At 64.5% G+C, this 22,017-nt stretch carries 24 protein-coding genes, 1 tRNA gene and 1 pseudogene; 15 read left to right on the forward strand and 11 right to left on the reverse strand.

Translation table 11 applies throughout. From position 1 onward, the window contains the following. Positions 1–127 (reverse strand): GTP-binding protein (locus tag AB7F41_RS14650; RefSeq protein WP_237155033.1); only part of this gene is annotated, 127 nt, incomplete at its 3' end. Positions 128–258: 131 nt separating this feature from the next. Next, positions 259–603 carry a hypothetical protein gene (locus AB7F41_RS14655; protein ID WP_428406633.1) on the reverse strand — a complete coding sequence of 115 codons (345 nt, stop codon included), beginning with the start codon at positions 601–603 and terminating at the stop codon, positions 259–261. A 160-nt stretch (positions 604–763) separates the two neighbouring features. Here AB7F41_RS14655 and AB7F41_RS14660 point away from each other — a divergent pair. Together AB7F41_RS14660 and AB7F41_RS14665 are read left to right on the forward strand one after the other, a co-directional pair. Then, positions 764–1,527: pseudogene (locus AB7F41_RS14660) on the forward strand (IS5 family transposase). Positions 1,528–1,617: 90 nt separating this feature from the next. After that, entirely contained in the window at positions 1,618–2,748 is a 1,131-nt protein-coding gene (locus AB7F41_RS14665; protein ID WP_428384013.1) for a DUF3611 family protein, read from the forward strand. 16 nt (positions 2,749–2,764) lie between these two features. Here the strand turns inward: AB7F41_RS14665 and pyrC are convergent, their stop codons facing one another. Further along, positions 2,765–4,066, reverse strand: a complete 1,302-nt coding sequence (gene pyrC / locus AB7F41_RS14670) for a dihydroorotase (RefSeq protein WP_428384015.1) — start codon at positions 4,064–4,066, stop codon at positions 2,765–2,767. A gap of 135 nt (positions 4,067–4,201) precedes the next feature. On the opposite strand from pyrC, the gene AB7F41_RS14675 reads away from it, so the two are divergent. The 5 genes from AB7F41_RS14675 (at position 4,202) to AB7F41_RS14695 (ending at position 8,824) form a co-directional block, all read left to right on the forward strand. Further along, positions 4,202–5,305, forward strand: a complete 1,104-nt coding sequence (locus AB7F41_RS14675; protein ID WP_428384016.1) for a two-component system sensor histidine kinase NtrB — start codon at positions 4,202–4,204, stop codon at positions 5,303–5,305. A gap of 209 nt (positions 5,306–5,514) precedes the next feature. Next, complete coding sequence (gene ftsE, locus AB7F41_RS14680; protein WP_428384017.1) at positions 5,515–6,177, forward strand: cell division ATP-binding protein FtsE; 663 nt, start codon at positions 5,515–5,517, stop codon at positions 6,175–6,177. 16 nt (positions 6,178–6,193) lie between these two features. Continuing rightward, complete coding sequence (locus AB7F41_RS14685) at positions 6,194–7,153, forward strand: cell division protein FtsX (protein ID WP_428384096.1); 960 nt, start codon at positions 6,194–6,196, stop codon at positions 7,151–7,153. 117 nt (positions 7,154–7,270) lie between these two features. After that, on the forward strand, positions 7,271–7,957 hold the full coding sequence (locus tag AB7F41_RS14690) for a YdcF family protein (protein ID WP_428384018.1): 687 nt from the start codon (positions 7,271–7,273) through the stop codon (positions 7,955–7,957). 69 nt (positions 7,958–8,026) lie between these two features. Further along, a complete protein-coding gene (locus AB7F41_RS14695; RefSeq protein WP_428384020.1) occupies positions 8,027–8,824 on the forward strand; it encodes a lysophospholipid acyltransferase family protein in 798 nt (265 codons plus the stop codon). On the opposite strand, the gene thpR is transcribed toward AB7F41_RS14695, so the two are convergent. Further along, positions 8,821–9,390: an RNA 2',3'-cyclic phosphodiesterase gene (gene thpR / locus AB7F41_RS14700; protein ID WP_428384022.1), complete on the reverse strand. Its 570-nt coding sequence runs from the start codon at positions 9,388–9,390 to the stop codon at positions 8,821–8,823. The genes AB7F41_RS14695 and thpR overlap by 4 nt on opposite strands. Before the next feature lie 30 nt (positions 9,391–9,420). Next, positions 9,421–10,131 (reverse strand): arylesterase, encoded by a 711-nt coding sequence (locus tag AB7F41_RS14705; RefSeq protein ID WP_428384024.1) that lies wholly within the window; start codon positions 10,129–10,131, stop codon positions 9,421–9,423. An 11-nt stretch (positions 10,132–10,142) separates the two neighbouring features. Between AB7F41_RS14705 and AB7F41_RS14710 the strand changes: the two genes are divergently transcribed. The 5 genes from AB7F41_RS14710 to AB7F41_RS14730 all read left to right on the forward strand — a co-directional run bounded on the left by AB7F41_RS14710 (position 10,143) and on the right by AB7F41_RS14730 (position 17,057). Next, complete coding sequence (locus tag AB7F41_RS14710; RefSeq protein ID WP_428384026.1) at positions 10,143–10,832, forward strand: ABC transporter ATP-binding protein; 690 nt, start codon at positions 10,143–10,145, stop codon at positions 10,830–10,832. Then, positions 10,829–13,387, forward strand: a complete 2,559-nt coding sequence (locus AB7F41_RS14715; protein ID WP_428384028.1) for an ABC transporter permease — start codon at positions 10,829–10,831, stop codon at positions 13,385–13,387. The genes AB7F41_RS14710 and AB7F41_RS14715 overlap by 4 nt, the downstream gene beginning before the upstream one ends. A gap of 295 nt (positions 13,388–13,682) precedes the next feature. Next, positions 13,683–14,669 (forward strand): DUF2232 domain-containing protein, encoded by a 987-nt coding sequence (locus AB7F41_RS14720; protein ID WP_428384030.1) that lies wholly within the window; start codon positions 13,683–13,685, stop codon positions 14,667–14,669. 52 nt (positions 14,670–14,721) lie between these two features. Continuing rightward, positions 14,722–15,285 carry a 50S ribosomal protein L9 gene (gene rplI / locus AB7F41_RS14725; protein WP_428384032.1) on the forward strand — a complete coding sequence of 188 codons (564 nt, stop codon included), beginning with the start codon at positions 14,722–14,724 and terminating at the stop codon, positions 15,283–15,285. Between the two features lie 266 nt (positions 15,286–15,551). Continuing rightward, a complete protein-coding gene (locus AB7F41_RS14730) occupies positions 15,552–17,057 on the forward strand; it encodes a replicative DNA helicase (protein WP_428384034.1) in 1,506 nt (501 codons plus the stop codon). Between the two features lie 170 nt (positions 17,058–17,227). On the opposite strand, the gene AB7F41_RS14735 is transcribed toward AB7F41_RS14730, so the two are convergent. The 6 genes from AB7F41_RS14735 to AB7F41_RS14760 all read right to left on the reverse strand — a co-directional run bounded on the left by AB7F41_RS14735 (position 17,228) and on the right by AB7F41_RS14760 (position 20,458). After that, entirely contained in the window at positions 17,228–17,662 is a 435-nt protein-coding gene (locus AB7F41_RS14735; protein ID WP_428384036.1) for a PRC-barrel domain-containing protein, read from the reverse strand. A gap of 148 nt (positions 17,663–17,810) precedes the next feature. Continuing rightward, positions 17,811–18,230: a PRC-barrel domain-containing protein gene (locus AB7F41_RS14740; RefSeq protein WP_428384038.1), complete on the reverse strand. Its 420-nt coding sequence runs from the start codon at positions 18,228–18,230 to the stop codon at positions 17,811–17,813. A 68-nt stretch (positions 18,231–18,298) separates the two neighbouring features. Then, a complete protein-coding gene (locus tag AB7F41_RS14745; protein WP_428384039.1) occupies positions 18,299–18,715 on the reverse strand; it encodes a PRC-barrel domain-containing protein in 417 nt (138 codons plus the stop codon). Between the two features lie 47 nt (positions 18,716–18,762). Continuing rightward, positions 18,763–19,821: a MaoC family dehydratase gene (locus AB7F41_RS14750; RefSeq protein WP_428384041.1), complete on the reverse strand. Its 1,059-nt coding sequence runs from the start codon at positions 19,819–19,821 to the stop codon at positions 18,763–18,765. A gap of 3 nt (positions 19,822–19,824) precedes the next feature. Continuing rightward, the gene (locus AB7F41_RS14755) at positions 19,825–20,169 is read right to left on the reverse strand and encodes a DUF167 family protein (RefSeq protein WP_428384043.1); all 345 of its coding nucleotides are present in this window, start codon (positions 20,167–20,169) and stop codon (positions 19,825–19,827) included. Next, positions 20,162–20,458, reverse strand: a complete 297-nt coding sequence (locus tag AB7F41_RS14760; protein ID WP_428384044.1) for a YggT family protein — start codon at positions 20,456–20,458, stop codon at positions 20,162–20,164. The genes AB7F41_RS14755 and AB7F41_RS14760 overlap by 8 nt, the downstream gene beginning before the upstream one ends. A 289-nt stretch (positions 20,459–20,747) precedes the next feature. On the opposite strand from AB7F41_RS14760, the gene AB7F41_RS14765 reads away from it, so the two are divergent. The 3 genes from AB7F41_RS14765 (at position 20,748) to AB7F41_RS14775 (ending at position 21,781) form a co-directional block, all read left to right on the forward strand. Beyond that, positions 20,748–20,823 (forward strand) — tRNA-Ala (locus tag AB7F41_RS14765). Positions 20,824–20,959: 136 nt separating this feature from the next. After that, positions 20,960–21,394 (forward strand): universal stress protein, encoded by a 435-nt coding sequence (locus tag AB7F41_RS14770; RefSeq protein ID WP_428384045.1) that lies wholly within the window; start codon positions 20,960–20,962, stop codon positions 21,392–21,394. Positions 21,395–21,580: 186 nt separating this feature from the next. Continuing rightward, complete coding sequence (locus AB7F41_RS14775) at positions 21,581–21,781, forward strand: hypothetical protein (RefSeq protein WP_428384047.1); 201 nt, start codon at positions 21,581–21,583, stop codon at positions 21,779–21,781. Positions 21,782–22,017 lie beyond the last annotated feature (236 nt).

The following is a 22,017-nucleotide window of genomic DNA, read 5'->3' on the forward strand; positions in this document are numbered from 1 at the left end:
TCGCGCCGCCCGTCTCCGCCAGAACCTTCGTGATCGCCGCCGTCAAAGACGTCTTGCCATGGTCGACGTGTCCAATCGTCCCAATGTTGCAGTGCGGCTTCGTGCGTGAAAACTTTTCCTTGGCCATGATCCCCATTCCGAATGGTCGCGGGCCCTCGCCCGGCGCGGGCGAGGCTTTAAGGCTATTGGCGGGATTCTTCAAGGGGCGGAAAGCCTTCGGCCCCCGCGGGAATGTGAGCCGCGGCCGGCTCCGCAGAATCAGCTACATCCGGAATGGCAGACCACGTCCGTCACCACCGGTTTTGTTACACCCACTGTATTGACGTCGATCACGACGCCTTTTCGTTTCCAGCGGAAGATGCAATTGGCGAGGCCGGTTCCCGCGCAGGAGACGGTTTCGGGACGCCCTTCGCAACGGGGATCGCCTTTCTGACAGACAAATCCGCCTTCGGGCTCATGGACCGTCTTCCAGCCCTTGCGGAGGAGAGCCTTGCGCGCCTGGGCGTAAGGTTCATCTTTCGCAAAGCTCGGAAGCTGCGCGAGGGCGCTCGAACAGAGAGAGAGCGTGACGAGAACGATGGTCGTGGCGAAAAGCGCTTTCATAAAATTCACTCCTCATTCTTGAGAGCGTTAAATAGGCGACACCCGCCGTCCTCAAGCGCCGTCCGCATGACGCTGCGCGACGGCCGACTAGGTTGTGTGGACTCTAAGGATTCCAATTTAGGCGCAAATCAGATTCAAGGCTGCCTTTGGGGAGGCGGCCTTGGGTGTGATGGATCGACTGGTTTTGACCGATGCGGCTTGGGAGCGGATGGCGCCGCTGATCATAGGCCGGCCCGACCAGAAGGGCTCGACCGGCCGCGACAACCGGATGTTTGTAGAGGGCGTATTGTGGATCGTGCGCACGGGCTCTCCCTGGCGTGATCTTCCGGAAGCGTTTGGGGATTGGAACAGCGTGTTCCGGCGTTTCAGTCGATGGAGCCTCAAGGGGGTCTGGTGGCGAATTTTCGAGGCGATGTCCGATGATCCGGACTTCGAATATCTCATCGTCGACTCCACCATCGTCCGGGCGCATCAGCATGCCGCCGGGGCGAAAAAGGGGGGCCTGAAGATCAGGCGATTGGTCGCTCGCGCGGCGGCTTGAGCACCAAGATACATATGGCCGTTCGCGGCTTGGGATGCCCTGTGCGGTTCACGCTGACCGCAGGTCAGAAGGGCGATGCGCCGCAAGCCGCCGCTTTAATCGAGGGATTGCCTGCGGAGGTCGTCATGGCCGATGCCGCCTATGACGCCGATCACTTGCGTCACGTCATCGCCGCCAAGGGCGCGCGCGCCGTCATCCCCAACAACCCGTCGCGTGCGATCAAATATCCGCTCGACAAGAATCTCTACGCCCAGCGACATCTCGTCGAATGTTGCTTCTCAAAACTCAAGCAGTTCCGCCGCGTCGCAACCCGTTTCGAGAAGACCGCCCAAAATTATCGGGCAGTCATAACAATCGCCGCAATCGTCCTGTGGATGCGATAACTGTCCACACGACCTAGAGCGTCGCCAGTTGAAATCGCAGGCCGCTGCGCCAACTGATTCCGTGGCGGGGCGTTGAATGCGGCTTCATCAGTGACGTATGATTTTTTCGAAGACCCGGTCGATTGGGCGTTCGCAGCGCTCTTTGCGATGCTTGTCGTCGCCGCCTGGGGCCTGCGGATCTGGGAGCCCACGCTCGGCGGCCCGCTGACCGACTTGTCGCTCGGCTTCTCGGCGCTGGTGATCCTTCTCCTCGCCGCTCAATATCTCTGGCGAGCGGTCTTTCCGAACTATCCTTTCGGCGGCGGCCCCGTCTGGCGGCGGTTCGCCGCCTATCCGCTGCGCCAGTTCATCTATGCGGCGGCCATCCTGCTCATCGTCAGCGGCGCGTTCGAGGCAATCTTCAGCGGCGCCTCGCTCGCCGCGATCGGGCTGTGGGCGGCGTCGACGGATTTCGCCGATCCAAGCTTCGCCAGTTTCGCGCGCGCGCTGAATCAGATCGCCGCTTTCGCGCTTCCGGCCGGATTGATCGCCTATCTCGGATTCGTGGCGCTCGCCGAACCGCTCCGGCCAGCGACCTCGACGGCGCTTGTCGCCACCCCGCCGCCGCCAAGCACGGTGGTTTTCCCGCCGCATACGATCCTGGCCGGCCAGGATCTCGGCCGCCGCATTCGCCTGATGGGCTGGATCGGCTTCTGGCTCGACTTCGTTCTGGCGTTCCTCACCGCCCCGCTTCTCGCCTTCGGCGCGGTCGGCCAATCCATCAGCTCGACCGTTTGGGTGAGCGATCCGATTCACTGGGGATTTTTCGGACTGGGTCTGCTGTTCATCTCGCTCGTTCTGGATTTCTTCTCGACGATCGCCTCAGGCCGGTTGATACGCGACCCCAGCGGCTATCTCGCCGAGGAGCAGCCAGCAAAATTATGGTTTCTCGGGGTCGGATCGATCGTCAATGTTCTTGGCTCCGTGGTCTCCTTTATCGGCGTCGGCCTGAGCATCGCCCTGCTTGTCGCCAAGACCGTGTCCCAGCCTCCGGGAATTGCGATCACCGATCCGGACAAGATCGTCCGCGCGCTCGACGTCTTCATCTTAATGGCGAACTTTAACTTGCTGCTTGCGCATTTTATTGGCGCTGGAGCCGCCGTCTGGCTCAGCATGCAGGCGCTCAAGGCGCGACATAAATTCGTTGTCGCCTTGGGAGGCGCGGCGACGGAAGCCTCTTGAGTCTGCGCCTGCCGACTTATTCTTCGTAGATAATCTCGCCCGCGACCACGGTCGTCTTGACGACGCCCTGAAACAAGGCGCCGTCGAATGGCGTGTTCTTGCAGCGCGAGCGCAATGTGGCGGGATCGACGACGAATGGCGCGTCCGGATCGAACCGCGCGAGATCCGCTGGCGCGCCCTTCTGCAGCCTTCCCTGTCGAAGACTCAGAATCTCGGCTGGACGCGACGTCATCGCCTCGAGCAGGCGCATCAGCGTGACGTCCCCGGAATGCACGAGCCGGAGCCCGGCCGCGAGCATCGTCTCGAGGCCGACCGCCCCATATTCGGCTTCGGCGAACGGCAGCCGCTTCGTTTCAACGTCCTGAGGGTCGTGATCGGAGACGATGACGTCGATCAGGCCTTCGGCGAGCGCTCCGACGAGCGCTTTGCGTTCATCCTCATGGCGCAATGGCGGTCTCAGCTTGAGGAAGGTGCGATAGTCGCCGATGTCGTTCTCGTTCAATGTGAGGTGATTGATCGAGGTCCCGCAGGTGACCGCCAGGCCCCCGTCTTTGGCCTTGCGCAGGGCGTCCAGCGAGAGAGTCGTGGTCACGATCGCCGAATGGTAGCGCGCGCCGGTCAGGGCGACGAGCCGCAGGTCGCGATCGAGCATGATCGCCTCGGCCTCGCGCGGCGCGCCGGACAGGCCGAGCCGATGGGCGAATTCGCCCTCGTTCATGACGCCGACGCTCAGATCCGGGTCTTCGGCGAAATGGACGACCAGCGCATCGAAATCGCGCGCATAGGTCAGCGCCCGCCGCATCACCAGCGCGTTTTTCACCGGGCGGGCGCCATCGGAGAAGGCCACAGCGCCAGCCTGCTGCAGCAGACCGATTTCGGCGATCTCCCTGCCCTCGCGGCCTCTGGTGAGCGCCGCCATTGGCGCGACGCGCACGCGGCCGGTGTCGCGCGCCCGGCGCAGAACGAAGTCGACGACGGCGGGATCATCGACAGGCGGGAGCGTCGCCGCCGTCGAAACGATCGTCGTCACCCCTCCCGCCGCCGCGGCGAGAGTCGCGCTAGCGATCGTCTCCCGATGCTCGGCCCCCGGCTCGCCGACGAAGGCCTGCATGTCGATGAGGCCCGGCGCAACGACGTCTCCCGCGCAGTCGATGACGCGGGCGCCCTGGGGTGCGTCCCCCTCGCGAACGGACTCGCCGAGGTCCGCGATGATTCCGTCTTGCGTCACGAGACCGCCGCGCGTGTCCCGTCCCGATGCGGGATCGATCAGGCGAGCGTTGAAAAAGAACAACGGCGCTGGAGCTGGCGGCGGCGACATAGCGCCTGCTTATGCCATTTCTTCAATGATGCAAGTGCGCCGAACCGGCTGAGGGCTTGATCCGGTTCCGCAGGAGCCTAGCTGCTGTGGGTTGGGAGCGCGAGCGGCGCGGGTCGCGCGCTCCTGGAATTTTTTATGCGTTCGCAGAACTCCCCAAAGACCTCTCCTGCGCCGCGCGCAGCGGAAGGAGAAGGACGCGCCGCGCTCGGCGCGACGCCGGGCGCCTCCTTTGACGGCATTGTCGCGCTCGACTCGCGCGGAGCGGTCCGCTCGATCAACGACGAAGCGGCGGCGCTGTTTGGTTACGCCGCCGAGGAAATTCTTGGCCGGGACTTCGGCATGCTGACGCCCGAGTCGGACCTCAGCTTTCGCGACCATCTCGGCAAGACGCCAAGCCTTCGCCGACGGATCGACGGGTTGCGCAAGGACGGGTCGGTCCTGCCGATGGAGCTTGACGTCAGCGAAGTCGTCTGCGACGGCGAGCGCTTGTTCATCGGGCTCATTCGCGATCTTGGTCAGCGTCGCTTTGAACGGGACATTCAAAAGCTTCAGGCGAACCGGCTTGATCTGATTGAAAACATGGCGGCCGGACTGGCGCATGAGCTCAAGCAGCCTCTCACGGCGATCGGCGTCTATCTCAATTTCGCGCGCCGCTATCTCAACGAAAAAGACCTCTCGGTTCAGAAGATCGCCGAGACGCTCGACAACGCCGATGCGCAAGTCTTCCGCGCCTCGCAGATCATGGACAATCTTCGGCAGTTCATCGCGCGCGGCGAGACGACGAAGACGCCGCAGAATCTGAACCCCGTCATCCGTACCGCGTGCGCGTTCACGGATTCGCTCGCCAAACTGCACAATGTCAAAACGACGATCAATCTCGACGCGTCGCCGGACATAGTGCTGATCAATAAGGTTCAGATCCAGCAGGTCGTCGTCAATCTGAAGCGAAACGCCGTTGAAGCCATGCAGAACTGCGCGCGGCGCGAGATGCGCGTGTCGACGGGGCTGATCGATGGCGATCTGATACGCGCCGACGTCGCCGACACCGGTCCCGGCCTGCCTGACGAAGTCAAAGACAGGCTGTTCGAACAATTCACGACGACAAAGCCGCATGGCCTCGGCGTCGGACTCTCGATCTCGCGCTCGATCATCGAAGCGCATAACGGGAAAATCTGGGCGGAGCCCAATCCGGGCGGCGGCACGATCTTCAGCTTCGCCCTGCCTCTGGCGGCGCGCTGAGCCGCTTGGACGCGCATCCGAAGGGTCCGCGACGAATCGCCGGGCGCGCGGCTCCCCCGCGCCGACCCGCGAAAAAAGCCAAAAACAAGAGTTCGTTAAGGACAATTATGGTTGAGCAGGGATGAACTGCTATTGTGCCCGTGGCGCTGACGTCCCGAGCGCCAGTCGAACCCCTGCCGTTTGGGGCCATCCTTGGGAGAGACGGCTTCGTGTTGACTTTCGAGAACGTCGGCCTGCGCTATGGCGTTGGCGCCGAAACCCTCCGCGACATCAATTTCCAGATCGCGCCGCGCTCGTTTCAGTTCCTGACCGGCCCGTCCGGCGCGGGCAAGACCACTTTGATGCGCCTGATCATCATGGCGCTGCAGCCGACGCGCGGATTGATCAGCATCTTCGGCAAGAACACGGCGGCGCTGAGCAATGAGGACGTCGCCGAGACGCGCCGCAAAATCGGCGTCGTCTTTCAGGACTTCCGTTTGCTCGATCATCTGACGCTCTACGAAAACGTCGCCCTGCCCTTGCGCGTGCTCGGCCGCAGCGAATCGAGCTATCGCGCCGAAGTGGTCGAACTGTTGCGCTGGGTGGGCCTCGGCGAACGCGCGCACGCCTTCCCGACGATCCTGTCAGGCGGCGAAAAGCAGCGCGCCGCGATCGCGCGCGCCCTGATCTCGCAACCCAAACTGTTGCTTGCGGACGAGCCGACGGGCAATGTCGACCCGACGCTCGCGCGCCGGATCCTGCGCCTGTTCATCGAACTGCACAAATCCGGAACCGCCGTCATCATCGCCACTCATGACTTGACCTTGATGGACCAATATGAGGAGGCGCGACGGCTGGTGCTCGCCGACGGCCGCCTTCACATCTTCGAATGAGCGGGCGATGGGGATGATGCGATTCTGGTCCTCGACTCGTCTCTTGGCGTCGGACGTCGATGAAGACGCCGAGGAGATTCCCGCGCAGAGCGCGCTGGTGCCCGCCGACTCGGTCGCCGGCCGTTCGCTCGTCATCGTCATCGCGATCATGACGTTTCTCGCCGCGCTCGCCGCCAACGTCGCCATTCTCGTCGCCGACGCGAGCGTCGAATGGCGCAGCGACATCGCGCGCGAGGCGACCGTGCAGGTGCGTCCGGTCGCCGGGAGAAATATCGAGACCGACGTCAAGGACGCGGCGGAGGCGATGCGGCGGTCGCCCGGCGTCGTGGAGGCGCGGATCTACGCCAAGTCCGAATCGGAGGCGCTGCTGACGCCCTGGCTCGGCGCGGGGCTCGATCTTTCCGAGCTGCCTACGCCGCGCATGATCGTCCTGAAACTCGACGCGGAGAATCGCGCGGATCTCGACAGTTTGCGCGCCGAGCTCGAGCGCGCCGTTCCGAGCGCCGTGCTCGACGACCATCACGTCTTCATCCAGCGTCTCGGCGACATGGCCCGCGCGGCGGTGGCCATCGCCGCCCTCATTTTCATTTTGATCCTGGCGGCCATGGCCGTCGCCATCGCCTCAGCGACCCGCGCGGCGGTCGCGACGAACCGCGAAATCGTCGAAGTGCTGCATATCGTCGGCGCCGCTGACGCTTTCATCGCCCGGGAGTTTCAGCGTCGCTTCATGGCGCTGGGCTTTCGCGGCGCGCTGATCGGCGGCGGCGGCGCGATTGCCTTTTTCGCATTGGCGCAGTTCGTCGCGCAGCGGTGGCGCGCGACCGGCGGCGGCGATCAGATGGAGGCGATGTTCGGCGATTTCTCGGTTGGACTGAGCGGCTTTATTTTTATTGCGCTGCTCGCGGGCGCCGTCGCGGCGCTGACCGGCTATCTCTCGCAGTTCATCGTGCTCCGCCACCTCGAACGTCTCGGTTAAGCACATGCTCCCCAATCGGCGGAAGCCGATAACATCGGAGAAGAAATGCGCCTATAGTCGCGTCGGAACCGCGCCTCGCGCGTTCAGACCACGCAGAATGTGCGAAGGACCCCAAGATTGACGATCCCCGCGCGCCAGGGAGCGAAGAACACGTTGAGCGCCGTCCGCAAGGTCGTCTACGGGATCCTCGCCGGCGGCGCCTTTCTGGGCGCGTTGCTTCTCTTCGGTTTCGCGGGCTTCGCACTGTCGTTGCCGCGCGAAGAATTCGCCATACCGGGACAGGCGGAAGGCGTCGTCGCGCTGACCGGCGGATCCGATCGGGTGCTCGACGCGGCCGCCCTTCTCGCCAGCGGGCAGGCGCATCGCATGCTGATCACCGGCGTCAACCGCTCCACGCGCAGCTCGCTGCTCGCGAAGATCCTGCCCATGTCGCGCGAGCTTTTCGAGTGCTGCGTCGATCTGGGCTATGACGCGCTCGACACGGCCGGCAACGCCAGGGAAACGCGCGACTGGGCGCGCGAACACAATATCACCCGCACGCTCATCGTCGTGACCTCGAATTACCATATGCCCCGCGCGCTGGTCGAAATCTCGGCCGCGCTTCCGAACGTCCAGCTCTATCCCTTTCCGGTCGTCAGCGAACATATCAACGTCGCCGACTGGGCCAGCGATCTGCGCGTCACGCGTTTCATCGGCAAGGAATATGTGAAATATCTCGGGTCGCTGCTCCGCACCCGGCTCTTGCGGGAATTCGACGAGCCGGAGCCGCCGCCGCAGCTTCGCCATAGTGTCGCATCTGAGTGAGACCTTGTTTCGGCGCGCCCTGGCGCCCTAGAACAGCGCCCAACGTCCCCCTCGCCCTCGATCTCGCCAATGCTCTTCCTGCGCTCGCTGGTTTTTCAGATCCTGTTCTTCCTGAACATGTTCGCGCTCATGATCATCTGGCTTCCCGGCCTGATGATGCGCCGTCAGATCAACCAGGAGCTCGGACGCACCTGGGGGCGCACGACTCTCTGGCTGCTCGACAAGATCTGCGGCCTCAAGATCGACTGGCGCGGCCTCGAGAACATTCCGCAAGGCGCGGTGATCGTCGCCTGCAAACATCAGTCGATCTGGGAAACCTTCGTTCTGCCGATCAGATTTCCCGACTTTAGCTATATCTTGAAGCACGAACTGATCTGGCTGCCGTTTTTCGGCTGGTATTTGCTGGCGGCCGAACAGATCGCCATCGATCGTTCGAAGGGCGGCAAACTGCTGCCGCAGCTGATCGCCAAATCCAACAAGATCTTCGCGCAGGGGCGGCAGCTCTTCATTTTCCCTGAAGGCACTCGCCGTCCGGCCGGGGCGCCGCCGCAATACAAGTTCGGCATCGCCCATCTTTACGCCGCGACGGACACGCCGGCGCTGCCTGTCGCCGTCAATTCGGGGCTCTTCTGGCCGCGCCGCTCGTTCCTCGTGCGGCCGGGAACGGCCGTGATCGAATTCTTGCCGCTGATCGCGCCGGGCATGGAGACGCGCGCCTTTTTCGAGAAGCTCTCGACGGAGATTGAGGCGGCGTCCGACCGATTGATGCAGGAAGCGCTGGCCAAAGACCCTTCGCTCGTCGCCATCGTCGCAAAAGGCCGCGCGCGCGCCGAGGCCGTCGCCGCCGCCGAGGATGAAAAAGCCTAAATCCCCGCCGTTCCTGTGAGCGCCTGCGGCGCGACGATCAGCGGATATTCGGCCTCGACGATAAAGGGGCCGCCGCCGACGGAGTCGCGCGACGAATAGAGCACGAAGCGCTCCGCGGTGAAGCGCAACGGCGGGAAATAGCCGCGCGCGCCGAGATAGGCGGCGACGGCGCCGGCGCTGACGCCGCGCAGACGGGCGAGCGTCACATGCGGGATGAATTTGCGCGCCTCCGGCGGCGCGCCGAGCCGGCGCAACAGCCGCTCCTGCTCCGCCTGCATGTCGATCAGCGCCGGCTCCGGCCGCGCCCGCACGACAATGGCGCGGGGCTTGTCTCCCCCAAAAGACGCCAGCTGGTCGAAGGTTACAGTGACCTCCGGACGGCGAATGAAGGAGAGCGCGTTCGCCGCATCGCGCGCGAAGGCGTCGTCGACGTCGCCGATGAAGCGCAAGGTGATGTGATAATTCTCAACGTCGATCCAGCGTGCGCCGGGAACGCCGCCGCGCAACCGCGCGAGGCTCTCCGCGACGGGTCGGGGAATCTCCAAGGCCGTGAACAGTCTGGGCATGACATCCTCCCCAAGCGGGATCGCGTCGCCTCATTGCGCGCGCGAGGTTTTTCTCGCCCCCATGGAGACGAGCGTTCTTTCGACATAGGGCGCAAGCTTCTTGACGATTTTGGCGACGCCGGCCGCGTTCGGATGAACGCCGTCTCCGATGAGGAGCGCGGGTGAACCCCAGACGCCTTCCAGGATGAAGGGCACGAGCGGCACCTGATGTTTGGCGGCAAGATCCGGATAAATCGAATCGAAATCTCGCTTGTAAGCTTGCCCGTGATTCGCGCTCGACACCATCGCCGTCAGCACCGGGCGAACGCCTTTTTGCTGCAGCACGGTAAGAATCTGGTCGAGATTGGCGCGGGTCACTTTCGGATCATGCCCGTTCAGCATGTCGTTCGCCCCGAGTTCGACGACGGCGACGTCGAACGGGCCGGCGCCGAGGGTATAGTCGAGGCGCGCCAGTCCCGTCGTCGTGGTGTCGCCGGAAACGCCGCCTTGGACGACTTCAACGTCGAACCCGTCGTCGCTGAGGCGCCGTTTGAGCTGCGCCGGCAGCGAGTCCTCGGCGGCGACGCCAGCGCCGGCCGTGAGGCTGTCGCCGAACGCCAGAATCCGGACCGGCGCCGCGCGCGCCGGCGCAAGCGCGATCGTCAACAGCGCCAGGACCGCGAGAACGATCGCTTGGATCGACTGGCGGAACGCGCAATAAGGCGTTTCATCTGCGGGCGTCGAATGCGGCGCATCAATCAAGGCTTTGCTCCGTGCGGCGACAGGTGATCGAAGTTGAGAAGGTCGAGCTCACGCTCGGCGAAGGCGCCGCCCGCGTCCATGTGCTCAAGGGCGTCAGCCTGAGCGTCGCGCAGGGCGAGACCGTGGCTCTGCTGGGTCCGTCCGGCTCGGGCAAGTCGACTTTGCTCATGACCCTCGCCGGACTGGAGCGAGCTGACGCCGGCGGCGTCAGGATCGATGGACGCGATCTGGGCGCGCTGTCCGAGGACGCGCTGGCGCGTTTCCGCGGAGAAAACATAGGGATCGTCTTTCAGTCTTTCCAGCTGATCCCGACCATGACGGCGCTGGAGAATGTCGCCATTCCACTCGAATTAGCCGGGAAATCTGACGCTTTTGCGCGCGCGAAGGCCGAGCTTGCGGCCGTCGGCCTCGCCGAGCGCCTGTCGCATTACCCGGCGCAGCTTTCGGGCGGCGAGCAGCAGCGGGTCGCGCTCGCGCGGGCGCTCGCCCCCGACCCGCTCATCCTCGCGGCGGACGAGCCGACGGGCAATCTCGATTCCGAAACCGGCGCGGCGGTGATCGACCTCATTTTTGCGCAGCAAAGGAGCCGCGGCGCAACCCTCGTGCTCGTCACGCACGACCCGGCGCTCGCGGCGCGCTGCGACCGAAAGGTGCTGCTGCGCTCGGGCCATATCGACGCGAACGCGCCGGCGGCGTCATGAGCGCGTTGCGCTTCGCCGCCCTGCCCTTCGCCTTGCGCTTCGCCCTGCGCGATCTGCTCGGCGATCCGCGCGGTTTCGGCGTGTTCATCGCCTGCATCGTCATCGGCGTCGCCGCGATCTCCGGCGTCTCCGGCCTGTCGCGCTCGCTGGCGCAGGGACTTGCGCGGGAGGGCCGGACGATCCTGGGCGGCGACGCCTCCTTCAGCCTCGTTTCCCGTGAGTTCTCGCCTGAACAGCGCGCCTTCTTCGCGGCGCGCGGGCGGCTGTCCGAGATTTCGTTGATGCGGGCCATGGCCCGCCGTGACGACGGCGAAGCGGCGCTGGTCGAGATCAAGGCGGTCGATCCGCAAACGTATCCCGCGTTCGGCGCGGTCGCGCTCGACCCCGACATGCCCTTGGCCGAGGCGCTGGCGGAGCGGGACGGATTGCCGGGCGTCGCCGTCGATCCGCTGCTGCTGGCGCGGCTCGACGCCAGGCTTGGCGAAACCGTGACGATCGGCGTTTCCCGCTTCATGCTGCGGGCGATGCTGCGCAGCGAACCCGACAAGCTCGCCGGCGGCGTGGGGTTCGGGCCGCGGGTGATGATGTCGCGCGCGGCGCTCGCTGGCGCGGAACTCGTGACGCCGGGCTCGATCGTGCGCCATTTCATTCGGGTCACGCTGCACGGCGCGACGGCGGACGCGGACGTCAAAGCGTTCGCCGCGGACGCCGCGAGCGCCTTTCCGCAGGCCGGCTGGGAGGCGCGCACGCGCGACGCCGTGTCGCCCCAGTTCTCGCGCAATCTCGATCGGTTCGCTCAGCTGCTGACGCTGGTCGCGCTCACCGCCCTCGTCGCCGGCGGCGCCGGCGTCGCAAACGCCGTGCAGGGCTTCGTCGAGCGCAAACGCGCGCAATTCGCGATTCTGAAGGCGCTCGGCGCCGAGGGCTCGCGCGTCTTCAGGATCGCCCTCGCGCAGGTCCTGGCGGCGGCGGCGCTCGCCATCCTGCTCGGGCTCGTCGTCGGCGCGGCGATCCCCTGGGCCGGAGCGGAAGCCTTGCGCGATCTCGCGGACCTGCCCGTATCGGCGTCGCTCGACGCCCCCGGGGCTTTCTTCGGCGCGCTCTACGGCTTCCTCGTCGTTCTCGTCTTCGCGCTCGTTCCGCTCGGGCGCGCGCATGAGATCCCGGTGGCGGCGCTGCTGCGCGACGATCGGCGGGGCGGCCGGCTCGCGCGCTATCGCGCCGGGGCATGGGCCGCGGCGATTGCGCTCGCCGCGCTGGTCATGGCGACGTCCTTCGACGTCAAGCTGGGCGCGGCCTATGTCGCCGCCTCGGTCGCCGCCTTCGCATTGCTGCGCGGCGCCGCCTGGATCGTGATGCGGCTGGCCCGCGCCCTTCCCCGCCTGAGCGACGCGCGGCTGCGGTTCGCGCTCGCCAATATTTGGCGGCCAAAGAGCCTGACGCCGCCGCTGATGATCTCGATCGGCCTGACGCAAACCCTGCTCATCGCGCTCGCGCTGGTCGAAGGCGCCATCCACAACGAGCTGTCGCGCGCCGACGCCGGAGAGATTCCCAGCTTCTTCTTCATAGACATCCCGAAAGCACAGACCCAGGCCTTCTCGGACTTCCTCGCCGCCGAGGCGCCCGGCGCGCGCATCGAGCATGTGCCGATGATGCGCGGGCGCATCGTCGCGGTGAAGGACGCCCCCGTCGGCAGGATCGCCGTCGCGGACGACGCCAAATGGGTGCTCGAGGGCGACCGCGGCGTGACCTTTTCGGGCGCGATCCCGCCGAATTCGACGCTGGCGGACGGCGAATGGTGGCCGGCCGATTACGCGGGGCCGCCGCTCGTCTCGCTGGAGCAGAAGATCGCCGAGGGGATGGGGCTGGCCATCGGCGACGACATCCGGGTCAATGTGCTCGGCCGCGAAATCACGGCCAAGGTCGCCAATCTGCGCAAGGTGGACTGGCGCAGCTACGCCATCAATTTCGTCATGGTGTTTTCGCCGAATGTCTTCGTCGGCGCGCCCTACACCGAACTCTTCACCGTGGCGTACGGCGCGCCGACCGTGGCGGCGCGCGACGCCAAGGACGCGCGGCTGACGCGCGAGGCGGCGAAGCGCTTTCCGAACGTCGTCTCGGTGCGGGTCAAGGACGCGCTGGCCGCCATCGACAAGATCGCCGGGCAGTTGGCGCTCGCCGCGCGCGCCGCCGCCGGACTGGCGATCGTGACGGCGGTCTTGGCTCTGGCCAGCGCGCTGGCGAGCGGCCAGCGCGCAAGAATGCATGACGCAATCGTGCTGAAAACGCTTGGCGCGACGCGAGGCTGGCTCGCGGCCGCCTATGCGCTGGAGTTCGGGATTGTCGGCCTCGCCGCCACTGTCATCGCGGTCGCCGCCGGCTCCGGCGCCGCCTACGCCATGACCACGATCCTGATGAAGATCGACTTCGTATTCGCGCCGGCAACGATCGCGCTCATCGCCCTGGCCACGCTCGCCGTCACCATCGCTCTGGGCCTCGCCGGAACCTGGAGAGCGCTGTCGCGAAGGCCGGGGCCGGAATTGCGCGAACTTTAGGCCGAGCGCGAGAATGGCGCCGTATAAACGCAACATTCTCTATTCATTAGCCTTCTCGAAGCGAGCGAAGCCTCAGGGACCTCGACGCTCCAAGAGATAACGTTGCCTTGCAGGGTTTGTTCGCGCGCGACCGCGAAAGACGCAACGCTGAAACCTGCCGAAATTCCACCGCGCCGCCGCCGCCTTGCCCTTTCGCCTGCGACCTCTTAAAACCCCAGTGCGTCGACGGTCCGCCGAACGGCGTCTTTCGCGTCATGCCCGAAAATTGGCGACGCCCCGTCAGCGGAACCCAGCCTTGCCCGAAAAGAGCGTCCTCTCCTGGCCGAACGTCGCCGTGTCCGTGCTGGGCGGCGTCGCCGCCGCGGTGATCTTCGCGGTCGTGGCGCGCGGCGGCGTGGGCGGATTGCTGTTGGCGCATCTCGCGCCCCTGCCGATCATGATCGTCGCTTTCGCCTTCGGCCTCATCCACGGCGGGACCGCGGCGATCCTGGCCACGGTGATCCTGTCCTTTTGGCCGCATCCGGTCATCGGCATGGCCTATGGGCTTCTGATCGCGGCGCCGGCCTGGTCCGCCGTCTATGCGGCGCTCGGCGCGCCGCGCGGCGGCCGCGACAGGCTGACGCGCAATTTGCCAGGCTGGGCGGCGCTCGCGCCGGCGATCTTTCTGGCGGCGGCGATCATTCTCTGGCTGATCGTCGCGACCATCGTCTTCGGCTCGCTCGACGACGCCTTGAATCCGATCCGGGCGCGCGCCTTTATCCTGCTCGACATGATGGTCAGAGAGCGGGACCTCGGCGACAAGATCGATCCGACGACGCTTTCTGGCTCCGTGGCGCGCGCGGTTCCGGCCTTTGTCGCCGCCTACGGCCTCCTGATCCACGTGGTCAACCTGTGGCTTGCCGCAAGAATTGCGGAAGCCTCCAAGCTGCTGGGCCGGCCCTGGCCGGACATCGCCCGGGAATTCCGGCTGCCGAGGCCGATCGGCGGTCTGTTCCTGAGCGGGGTCGTGCTGACCTTCTTCGAAGGGCTCGCAGGCGCAATCGGGCTGGTGCTCGCAACGACTCTGGGATTGCTGCTCGCCTTCCAGGGGCTCGCCGTCGCGCATATTTTCCTGCGCGGCTCGCGCTCGAGCGCCCTGGTGCTCGCGATCATCTATTTCACGCTCGGACTGTTGGGTTGGCCGATCCTGTTCTTTGCGGCGCTCGGCGTCGCCGACCTCATATTCAACTATCGGGACCGGAAGACGGACCCCGGGCCGACCGCGATGCAAAAACCGGATTGACTTTCGACCGGTTTTTCTCGACATAGCCCGCAATCCTGGAGAGTTAGCAAAGATGGAAGTCATTCTGCTTGAACGCGTGGCCAAGCTCGGCCAGATGGGCGACACCGTGCGCGTGCGCGACGGCTACGCCCGCAATTTCCTGCTGGCGCGCGGCAAGGCGCTGCGGGCGACGGAAAACAACAAGAAGCATTTCGAGACCCAGCGCGCGCAGATCGAGGCGCGCAATCTCGAGGCCAAGAAGGAAGCCGAAGCCGTCGCCGAAAAACTCAACGGCCAGAGCTTCACAATCATTCGCCAGGCTGGCGAAAGCGGCCAGCTCTACGGCTCGGTTTCCGCGCGCGACATCGCCGAGGCGGCGACCGCCGGCGGCTTTTCCGTCAGCCGCGACCAGATCGTCCTGGTGCACCCCATCAAGGCGCTGGGTCTGCATCAGATGCCGGTGCACCTGCATCCTGAAGTCGACGTCGCGATCACCATCAACGTCGCCCGCTCGGAAGAAGAGGCGGAGCGTCAGGCCCGCGGCGAAAGCGTCACTCTCAAGGAAGAGACGTCGATGGACGATCTCGGCCTCGAAGTCGGCGCCGCTCTGGCCGAGGCCGGCGACGTCGAACTGTAAGCTTCCGCAACGCGCATAGGCCTTATCGCCGGCGGCCCTTCGGTCGCCGGTTTCTTTTTCCGGGGCTCCTCTCTGATTCTCCTCCGATGCAAGAGGAGTCGCGCATCCGCCGAACGAATCTTTTTCGACGTGTGGAAAAGACTCGCGACTCGCGGTCGCCGACAAATGCCTGTGGCGGGACCGACGCGTTAATGTATTGTTAACGTCTCTTCGGCTCGCACGTCGCGTTCGCGTCCCGGAACCGTCTCAAACAAGTCCGAACATCGATGCCACCAATTGAACAATTGGCGGGCCGGCGCGCCTTTCAGGTTGCGCAGCCGGACGCGCCTGCCTATCGCGCGCCGCCGCACAACATCGAGGCCGAGCAAGCGCTGCTCGGCGCGATCCTGGTCAACAATGACGCCTTCGACAGAGTGTCGGACTTTCTGAAGCCCGAACATTTCTCGGAGGAACTGCACCGGCGCATCTATGAAGTCGCCGCGCAGCTCATTCGCGCCGGCAAACTCGCGACGGTCGTGACGCTGAAGACCTTTCTCGCCGACATCGAGCTGCCGGCAGGGGTGACGGTCCAGGCCTATCTGGCGCGGCTCGCCGCCGAAGCGACGACGATCATCAACGCCGAAGACTATGGCCGCGTCGTGCATGACCTCGCGGTTCGCCGCGAGCTCATCGTCATCGGCCAGGACATCGTCAACACGGCGTATGATTCGCCGATCGATTCGCCGCCGCGCACGCAGATCGAGGACGCCGAGCGGCAACTCTATTCGATCGCGGAGACCGGCCGCTACGACGGCGGCTTTCAGCGTTTCGCCGAAGCGCTCACCACGGCGCTCGACATGGCGAGCAGCGCCTATATGCGCGACGGGCATCTCTCCGGCATCGCGACGGGCCTTCTCGACCTCGACGAAAAGATGGGCGGTCTGCAGAAATCGGATCTGCTCATCGTCGCCGGACGTCCAGGCATGGGCAAGACCGCCCTCGCGACCAATATCGCCTTCAATGTCGCGAGCGCCTATCAGTTCGAAACCGAGCCCGACGGAACGCATAAAACCGTCAATGGCGGCATCGTCGGTTTCTTCTCCCTGGAAATGTCGGCCGAACAATTGGCGACCCGCGTCATCGCCGAGCAATCCGGCGTGCCGAGCTACAAGATTCGGCGCGGCGACATCAATGAGGACGATTTTCGCCGCATCGCCGACGCCGCCCGGGAAATGCAAAGCATCCCCTTCTTCATCGACCAGAGCGGCGGCATTTCGATCGCCCAGCTCACCGCGCGCGCGCGGCGCCTCAAGCGCCAGAAAGGTCTCGACCTGCTCGTCGTCGACTATCTGCAATTGCTCGCCGGTTCGCGCGCGCGCGCCGACAATCGCGTTCAGGAGCTCACCGAAATCACCACCGGCCTCAAGGCGCTCGCCAAAGAATTGAATGTGCCGATCATCGCGCTGTCGCAGCTGTCGCGCCAGGTCGAAAGCCGCGACGACAAGCGCCCGCAACTCTCCGACCTGCGCGAGTCGGGCTCGATCGAACAGGACGCCGACGTCGTCATTTTCGTGTTTCGCGAAGAATATTATCTTCGCAACAAAGAGCCGCGCGAAGGCACGGAAGAACACATCAACTGGCAAGCCGAGATGGAGCGTGCGCATGGGCGCGCGGAAGCCATCATCGGCAAGCAGCGTCACGGACCGACGGGAACCGTGCAGCTCGCCTTCGAGGCCGAAGTCACGCGCTTTTCAAATCTCGCGGAAGAAGACAAGCTGCCGGCGCGCATGTGAACGCATTCGATCCGTTCGCTGGTCCGCAAGGAATTACGAGACGCGCGTCGCGAATGTCTCGCGCGCGGGCTCGAACGAAACGCCTTAAAGCGCAAAGGCCTCGTCGCTTGGCGACGAGACCTTTCTCTGGCGAAGCTCTTTGGCGCGAGGATGATTCGCGTCGAGCCGTCTTACCTGGCGCCGAGCGTCCACAGACCCTTGTTCTTATCGAAACGGAAGCCCTTGGCGTTTTTCAGCTCGTCCTTGGTGGCGTTCATCGTGAGCCACGTCTTGTTGCCGCGCTCAGTCGCGTGAAGGGCGTCGAACGGGACGGCGACATCCTTCTCGCCGATGCCGAGAAAGCCGCCCACCGAAATGATCGCCGCGGCGACCCTGCCGCCACGATCAAGCACCAGATCCTTGACTTCGCCGAGCTTGTTTTCCTGCCGGTCATAGACGTTCTGATCGTGAATGTTCGAGACGAGCAACGCGTTCTGCGGCAGCGTGGTCAGGAATTCAGACCGTCCTGTCACGCCGCCTTCCGTCGAACGATTCATCGTCTCGGCCATCGCCGCGCCTGACAAGGTCGCGATAAGCGCGCCGGCAAGGACGTAGGATTTGAGCATGGCTGTCTCCCTGCGTGTCTGTTTGCGTCACACCGAACGAGCGTTCGTGTCCGCCTAAAACAAGCGCCGAAGACCGATGTTCCAAGCTTTGCGGGAGATAAGGGCGACCGCCGCGCGTCCGCGGCGCGTCGCCGAAGAGCTTAGCCGATCAGATCGGATCCCAAAGGCCGGTCGCCTTGTCGAACTTATACGCGACCGCCTTCTTGAGCAGATCCTTCGTCGTGTTCAGCGTCAGCCAGGTCTTGTTGTTCTTCTGGGTGATCGTGATCGCCGAGACCGGAATCGCAATATGCTTCACGCCGAGGCCCAAAAAGCCGCCGACATTCAGCATGACCGCATTGATCGAGCCGTCGGCGGAAAACAGCATGTCAGCGATCGAGCCGAGCTTCTTCTCGTTCGTATCGTAGACCGGCTGCTTGTACCATGCGGAAACGACCGAACCATAGACCGGGAGCCGCTCCATCGGCACGACGATCATGGTTTCGGTTTCGGCCTGTTGCGCGCCCGCCGGCAACGGCGCGACCGTCGCAAGGGCGAGCGACGCGGCCAGGATGACATGTTTCAGCATCAAAATATCCTCTTCGGAGAGCGCGAAGCGGCGCGCGGTCGAACGAAACGTCCGACCGGCGTCTTCTTCTACATTTTCTTCCAGGCGTGTTCGCTCGAGTCGTATTTGTAGCCGGTGGCCTTCTTCACGATGTCTTTCGTCGTGTTGATGGTCAGCCATGTCTTGTTGTTCTTTTCCGTAACCGTGATGTCGTCGGCCGGAATGGCGACGTGCTTCGCGCCGATGCCGAGGAAGCCGCCGACGTCGACCATGACGGCGTTGATCTCGCCGCCCGAAAACAGCATGTCGGTGATGACGCCGACCTTTTTGTCGTTCAGGTCATAGACGGGCTTTTTGTACCAAGCGGACACGAGCGAGCCGTAGCGCGGCAAGGCCTCCATCGGCACGACGACTTTGGCGTCCGGCGCGGCGTTTTCGGCGCGGACAGGCTGGGCGACCGCAATCGCCATGCCGAACGAGAGCGCAATAAGCAGAGTTTTGTTCATTCGATCAATTCCCCTGATCGCAGATCGGACCGCGCATCATAGCTGATTCATCGCGGCAGCACGCCCCAATAATCGAGATCCAGCAGCACCGCCGGATCCGGCTTGCCGTCAGCGCCCTGGAGCGGAAAATCGGCGCAGGGCTTGTCCTTGGTCGCGACGAGCCGCAGGCGCAGGGCGCCGATATCGCTGCGCCCCGGAATTTCCGCCTTATCCAGCACTTCCGACCAGGCGAAGACGGTCCCGCCCGCAAACAGCGGGTTGACGTGACGGCCGCCGTTCACGGCCGAGATATGGAAGACGTTCTCCAGCCCGTTGAAGGACAGCGCGCGGGCGAGCGATATGACATGGCCGCCGTAGATGATGCGCTTGCCGAACCGGCCCTGCGCTTCATAATACTGATTGAAATGGACTTTCGAGTTGTTCTGGTAGAGTCGAGTGGCGAGCTGGTGTTCCGCCTCTTCGACGGTCATGCCGTCGATATGGTCGATCTTCTCGCCCTTTTCGTAATCGCCCCAGAAGAAGGGGGAGCCGGCGAGCGCCTTGTCATAGGCGGCGACATTGATCGCGGGAGCCGCCTTGCCGAGCTGTGACGGATCGACGGATTTCGGCAGATCGGGCGTCGTCTCCGGCCCCACCGGGGCGTCCCTGTCGCGCTTCTTCACCATCACCCATCGCGCATAGCTCAGGACGGTCTCGCCGCGCTGATTGGCGCCTGTGGTGCGCACATAGACGACGCCGGTTTCCTTGTTGGAATTCTCCTTAAGGCCGATGACCTCCGAGGTCGCGGACAGCGTGTCGCCCGGATATACGGGAACCAGGAATTTGAAATCCGCATAGCCCAGATTGGCGATGGCGTTCAGCGAGACGTCCGGCACCGTCTTGCCGAGCACGAGATGGAACACCAGCATGTCGTCGATCGGCGCGCGCTCATAGCCGATCGCCTGCGCGAAGGCGGTCGACGACTGCACGGCGAAGCGCGGAAGGTAGAGCGCCGTATAGAGCGCAACCTCGCCGACCGTGACCGTTCGCGGCGCGGCGTGGCGGATCACCTGGCCGATTTTGAAGTCCTCGAAGAAATTGCCGACGTTGATCTTCGACTTGCTCATGTCCTAACCGTTTGTTGGCGCCAGCTTCGCCAGCGCGTCGAGATAAAGCGCGGGCGCCCCCGCGATGAAAATCGTTTTCACGCGCGCCGTCGCGCCGGCGCGGATCGAGACCGCGCTCTTGGGCGCGCGCAGTTCAGAGGCGATCAGCGCGATGAGCGCGTCATTCGCCCGGCCGTTTTCCGGCGCCGCGCGCACGCGCGCCTTCAGAACGCTGCGGCCGTCGGCGAGAGGCTCGACGCCTTCGAGGGCGTCGCGTCCGCCCTTTGGCGTCAGCCGCACATAAAGCGCGACGCCGTCCGGCATGACGGCCCAGGCGCTGGACGCCCGGCCTGCCCGCCGATCATCCAAACGCGTAGGCGTTCGCGCTGCTGGCGATGAGGTCCCGCACGAACTGCATGATCAGCAGCAGGATGAGCGGAGAAATGTCGAGGCCGCCGACGCTCGGCAGCACTGAACGAATGGGACCGAGCAGCGGCTCGGTCATGGCGTTCAGCCATCTCCAGATCGAATAGGCGGCGTTCGAGCGCATATTGATGACGTCGAAGGCGATGAGCCAGGAGATGACCACCGTGGCGAGCAGAATCCACCAGTAAATGTCGATGATCGTGAGAAGAAGTTTGACCATAGCGTAGGACATGCGCGGCTTCCAGCGGGGGGTGGGGCTGCGCCCTGTCTAGCCTCCCCGCCGCGCCGCGGCAATCCTTGGCCGACGCCCCTCCCCTTTGGCTTGAGGCGCGAGAGGCCGGGCCGGCGCCTGTCGTCGAGCAGCGACGTTCGGCCGCGCCTGCGCGTCGGTCGCGCGAGACGCCGAAAGACGCCGCCGGCGAAGGACCGAACAAGCTGTTTTTAGGCGCTTGGCGAGCGTTCAGAACGCGCCAAAGCCAATTGACAGGAAATCGCCCCCCGTGTACCCGAAGCGCCGGAGCGGGGCTGTAGCTCAGATGGGAGAGCGCTGCAATCGCACTGCAGAGGTCGGGGGTTCGAATCCCCCCAGCTCCACCAATCCGGCAGACCCGTTCGCCAACGGCTGCGTTCGCCGCGCACATGCGCGTCGCAAAACGCGCGTTGCCCGACCGCATCATTGTTTCGAGCGGATACTGCGCCATATCCGGTGAGAGAATCTCCCGGGAGCGCGCCGATGTATCGCAAAATTCTTCTGCCGATCGACATCACCGAACCTGCGATGACCGACCGCGCGATCGCCGTCGCTCAGGAGCTGGCGAAGGCCTTCAACAGCGAGATGCGCCTCGTTAACGTGCAATCGCTCCTGCCGGTCGCCTTTCTCGACTATGTGCCTGAAAATTTCGATCTTCAGATGCGTCACGCGTTGGAGAAGGAGATTGCAGAGATCGCCGGCAAGATCGATCGGCCGCCGGAGCGCGTGTCCACGACGCTGCTGTTCGGTCCGGTCTATCAAAAGGTCCTGGCCGAGGCGGAAGAATGGGGCGCCGATCTGATCGTGCTGTGTTCGCATCGGCCCGGCATGGATCGCTTTCTGATCGGGTCCAACGCCACGACCATCGTCAACCATGCGCAATGTTCGGTTCTGGTGGTGCGCGGCGTCGCAGCGTAATCTGTTTTACGCAGAGTCTCGCGAATTCTCTCGTTGAGGCGCTCGCGCGCGACGGCGTATGCGAGACGATGAAGCTACGATGGCGACTCGGTGACGTCGCCTTCACGAAACGCTCATCACCCCCTCACATGACTTTGCTACCCGACCCGTCGATGCGGCGATGACGCGATGTCGCGGGAGGATGCCATGTCGAAAGAGGCGATACAGAACGCCAGCGGTTCGGCGCCAGAAAAGACTGAAAGCAACACCGGCAAGATCGTCGGCGGCGCGATCGCCGCGGCCATCGGTGGCGTGATCGGCGCCCTGCTGTTGGGCGGCTACGCCGTGCTGCCGGCGGCGGTCGTCGTTGGTCTGCTCGGCGTTGCGATGGGCGCAGTCTTCGACTGAGCGGGAGTTCGCGCCGGGCGTCGTTCGGCGCGAAGCGTGCGTTTCGAGTTCGCGCGTGAAAAACTTGGCGGCTTGCGCCTTCCTTGAGGGCGAAGCCGCCTCTTTTTTGTTGCGCCGCGCCTTTGCTCTCCCGCGCGGGCGCGTCTGATAACTCTAATGGAATTTGATCCGCCGGCGCGTGGGCGTTTCGCTTTGCTAAAGCGGAACGGAGGAATATGAGTATGGATTTGAGAGGA

Origin of the sequence: Methylocystis sp., assembly GCF_050251305.1 — a bacterium.
Taxonomy (GTDB): domain Bacteria; phylum Pseudomonadota; class Alphaproteobacteria; order Rhizobiales; family Beijerinckiaceae; genus Methylocystis.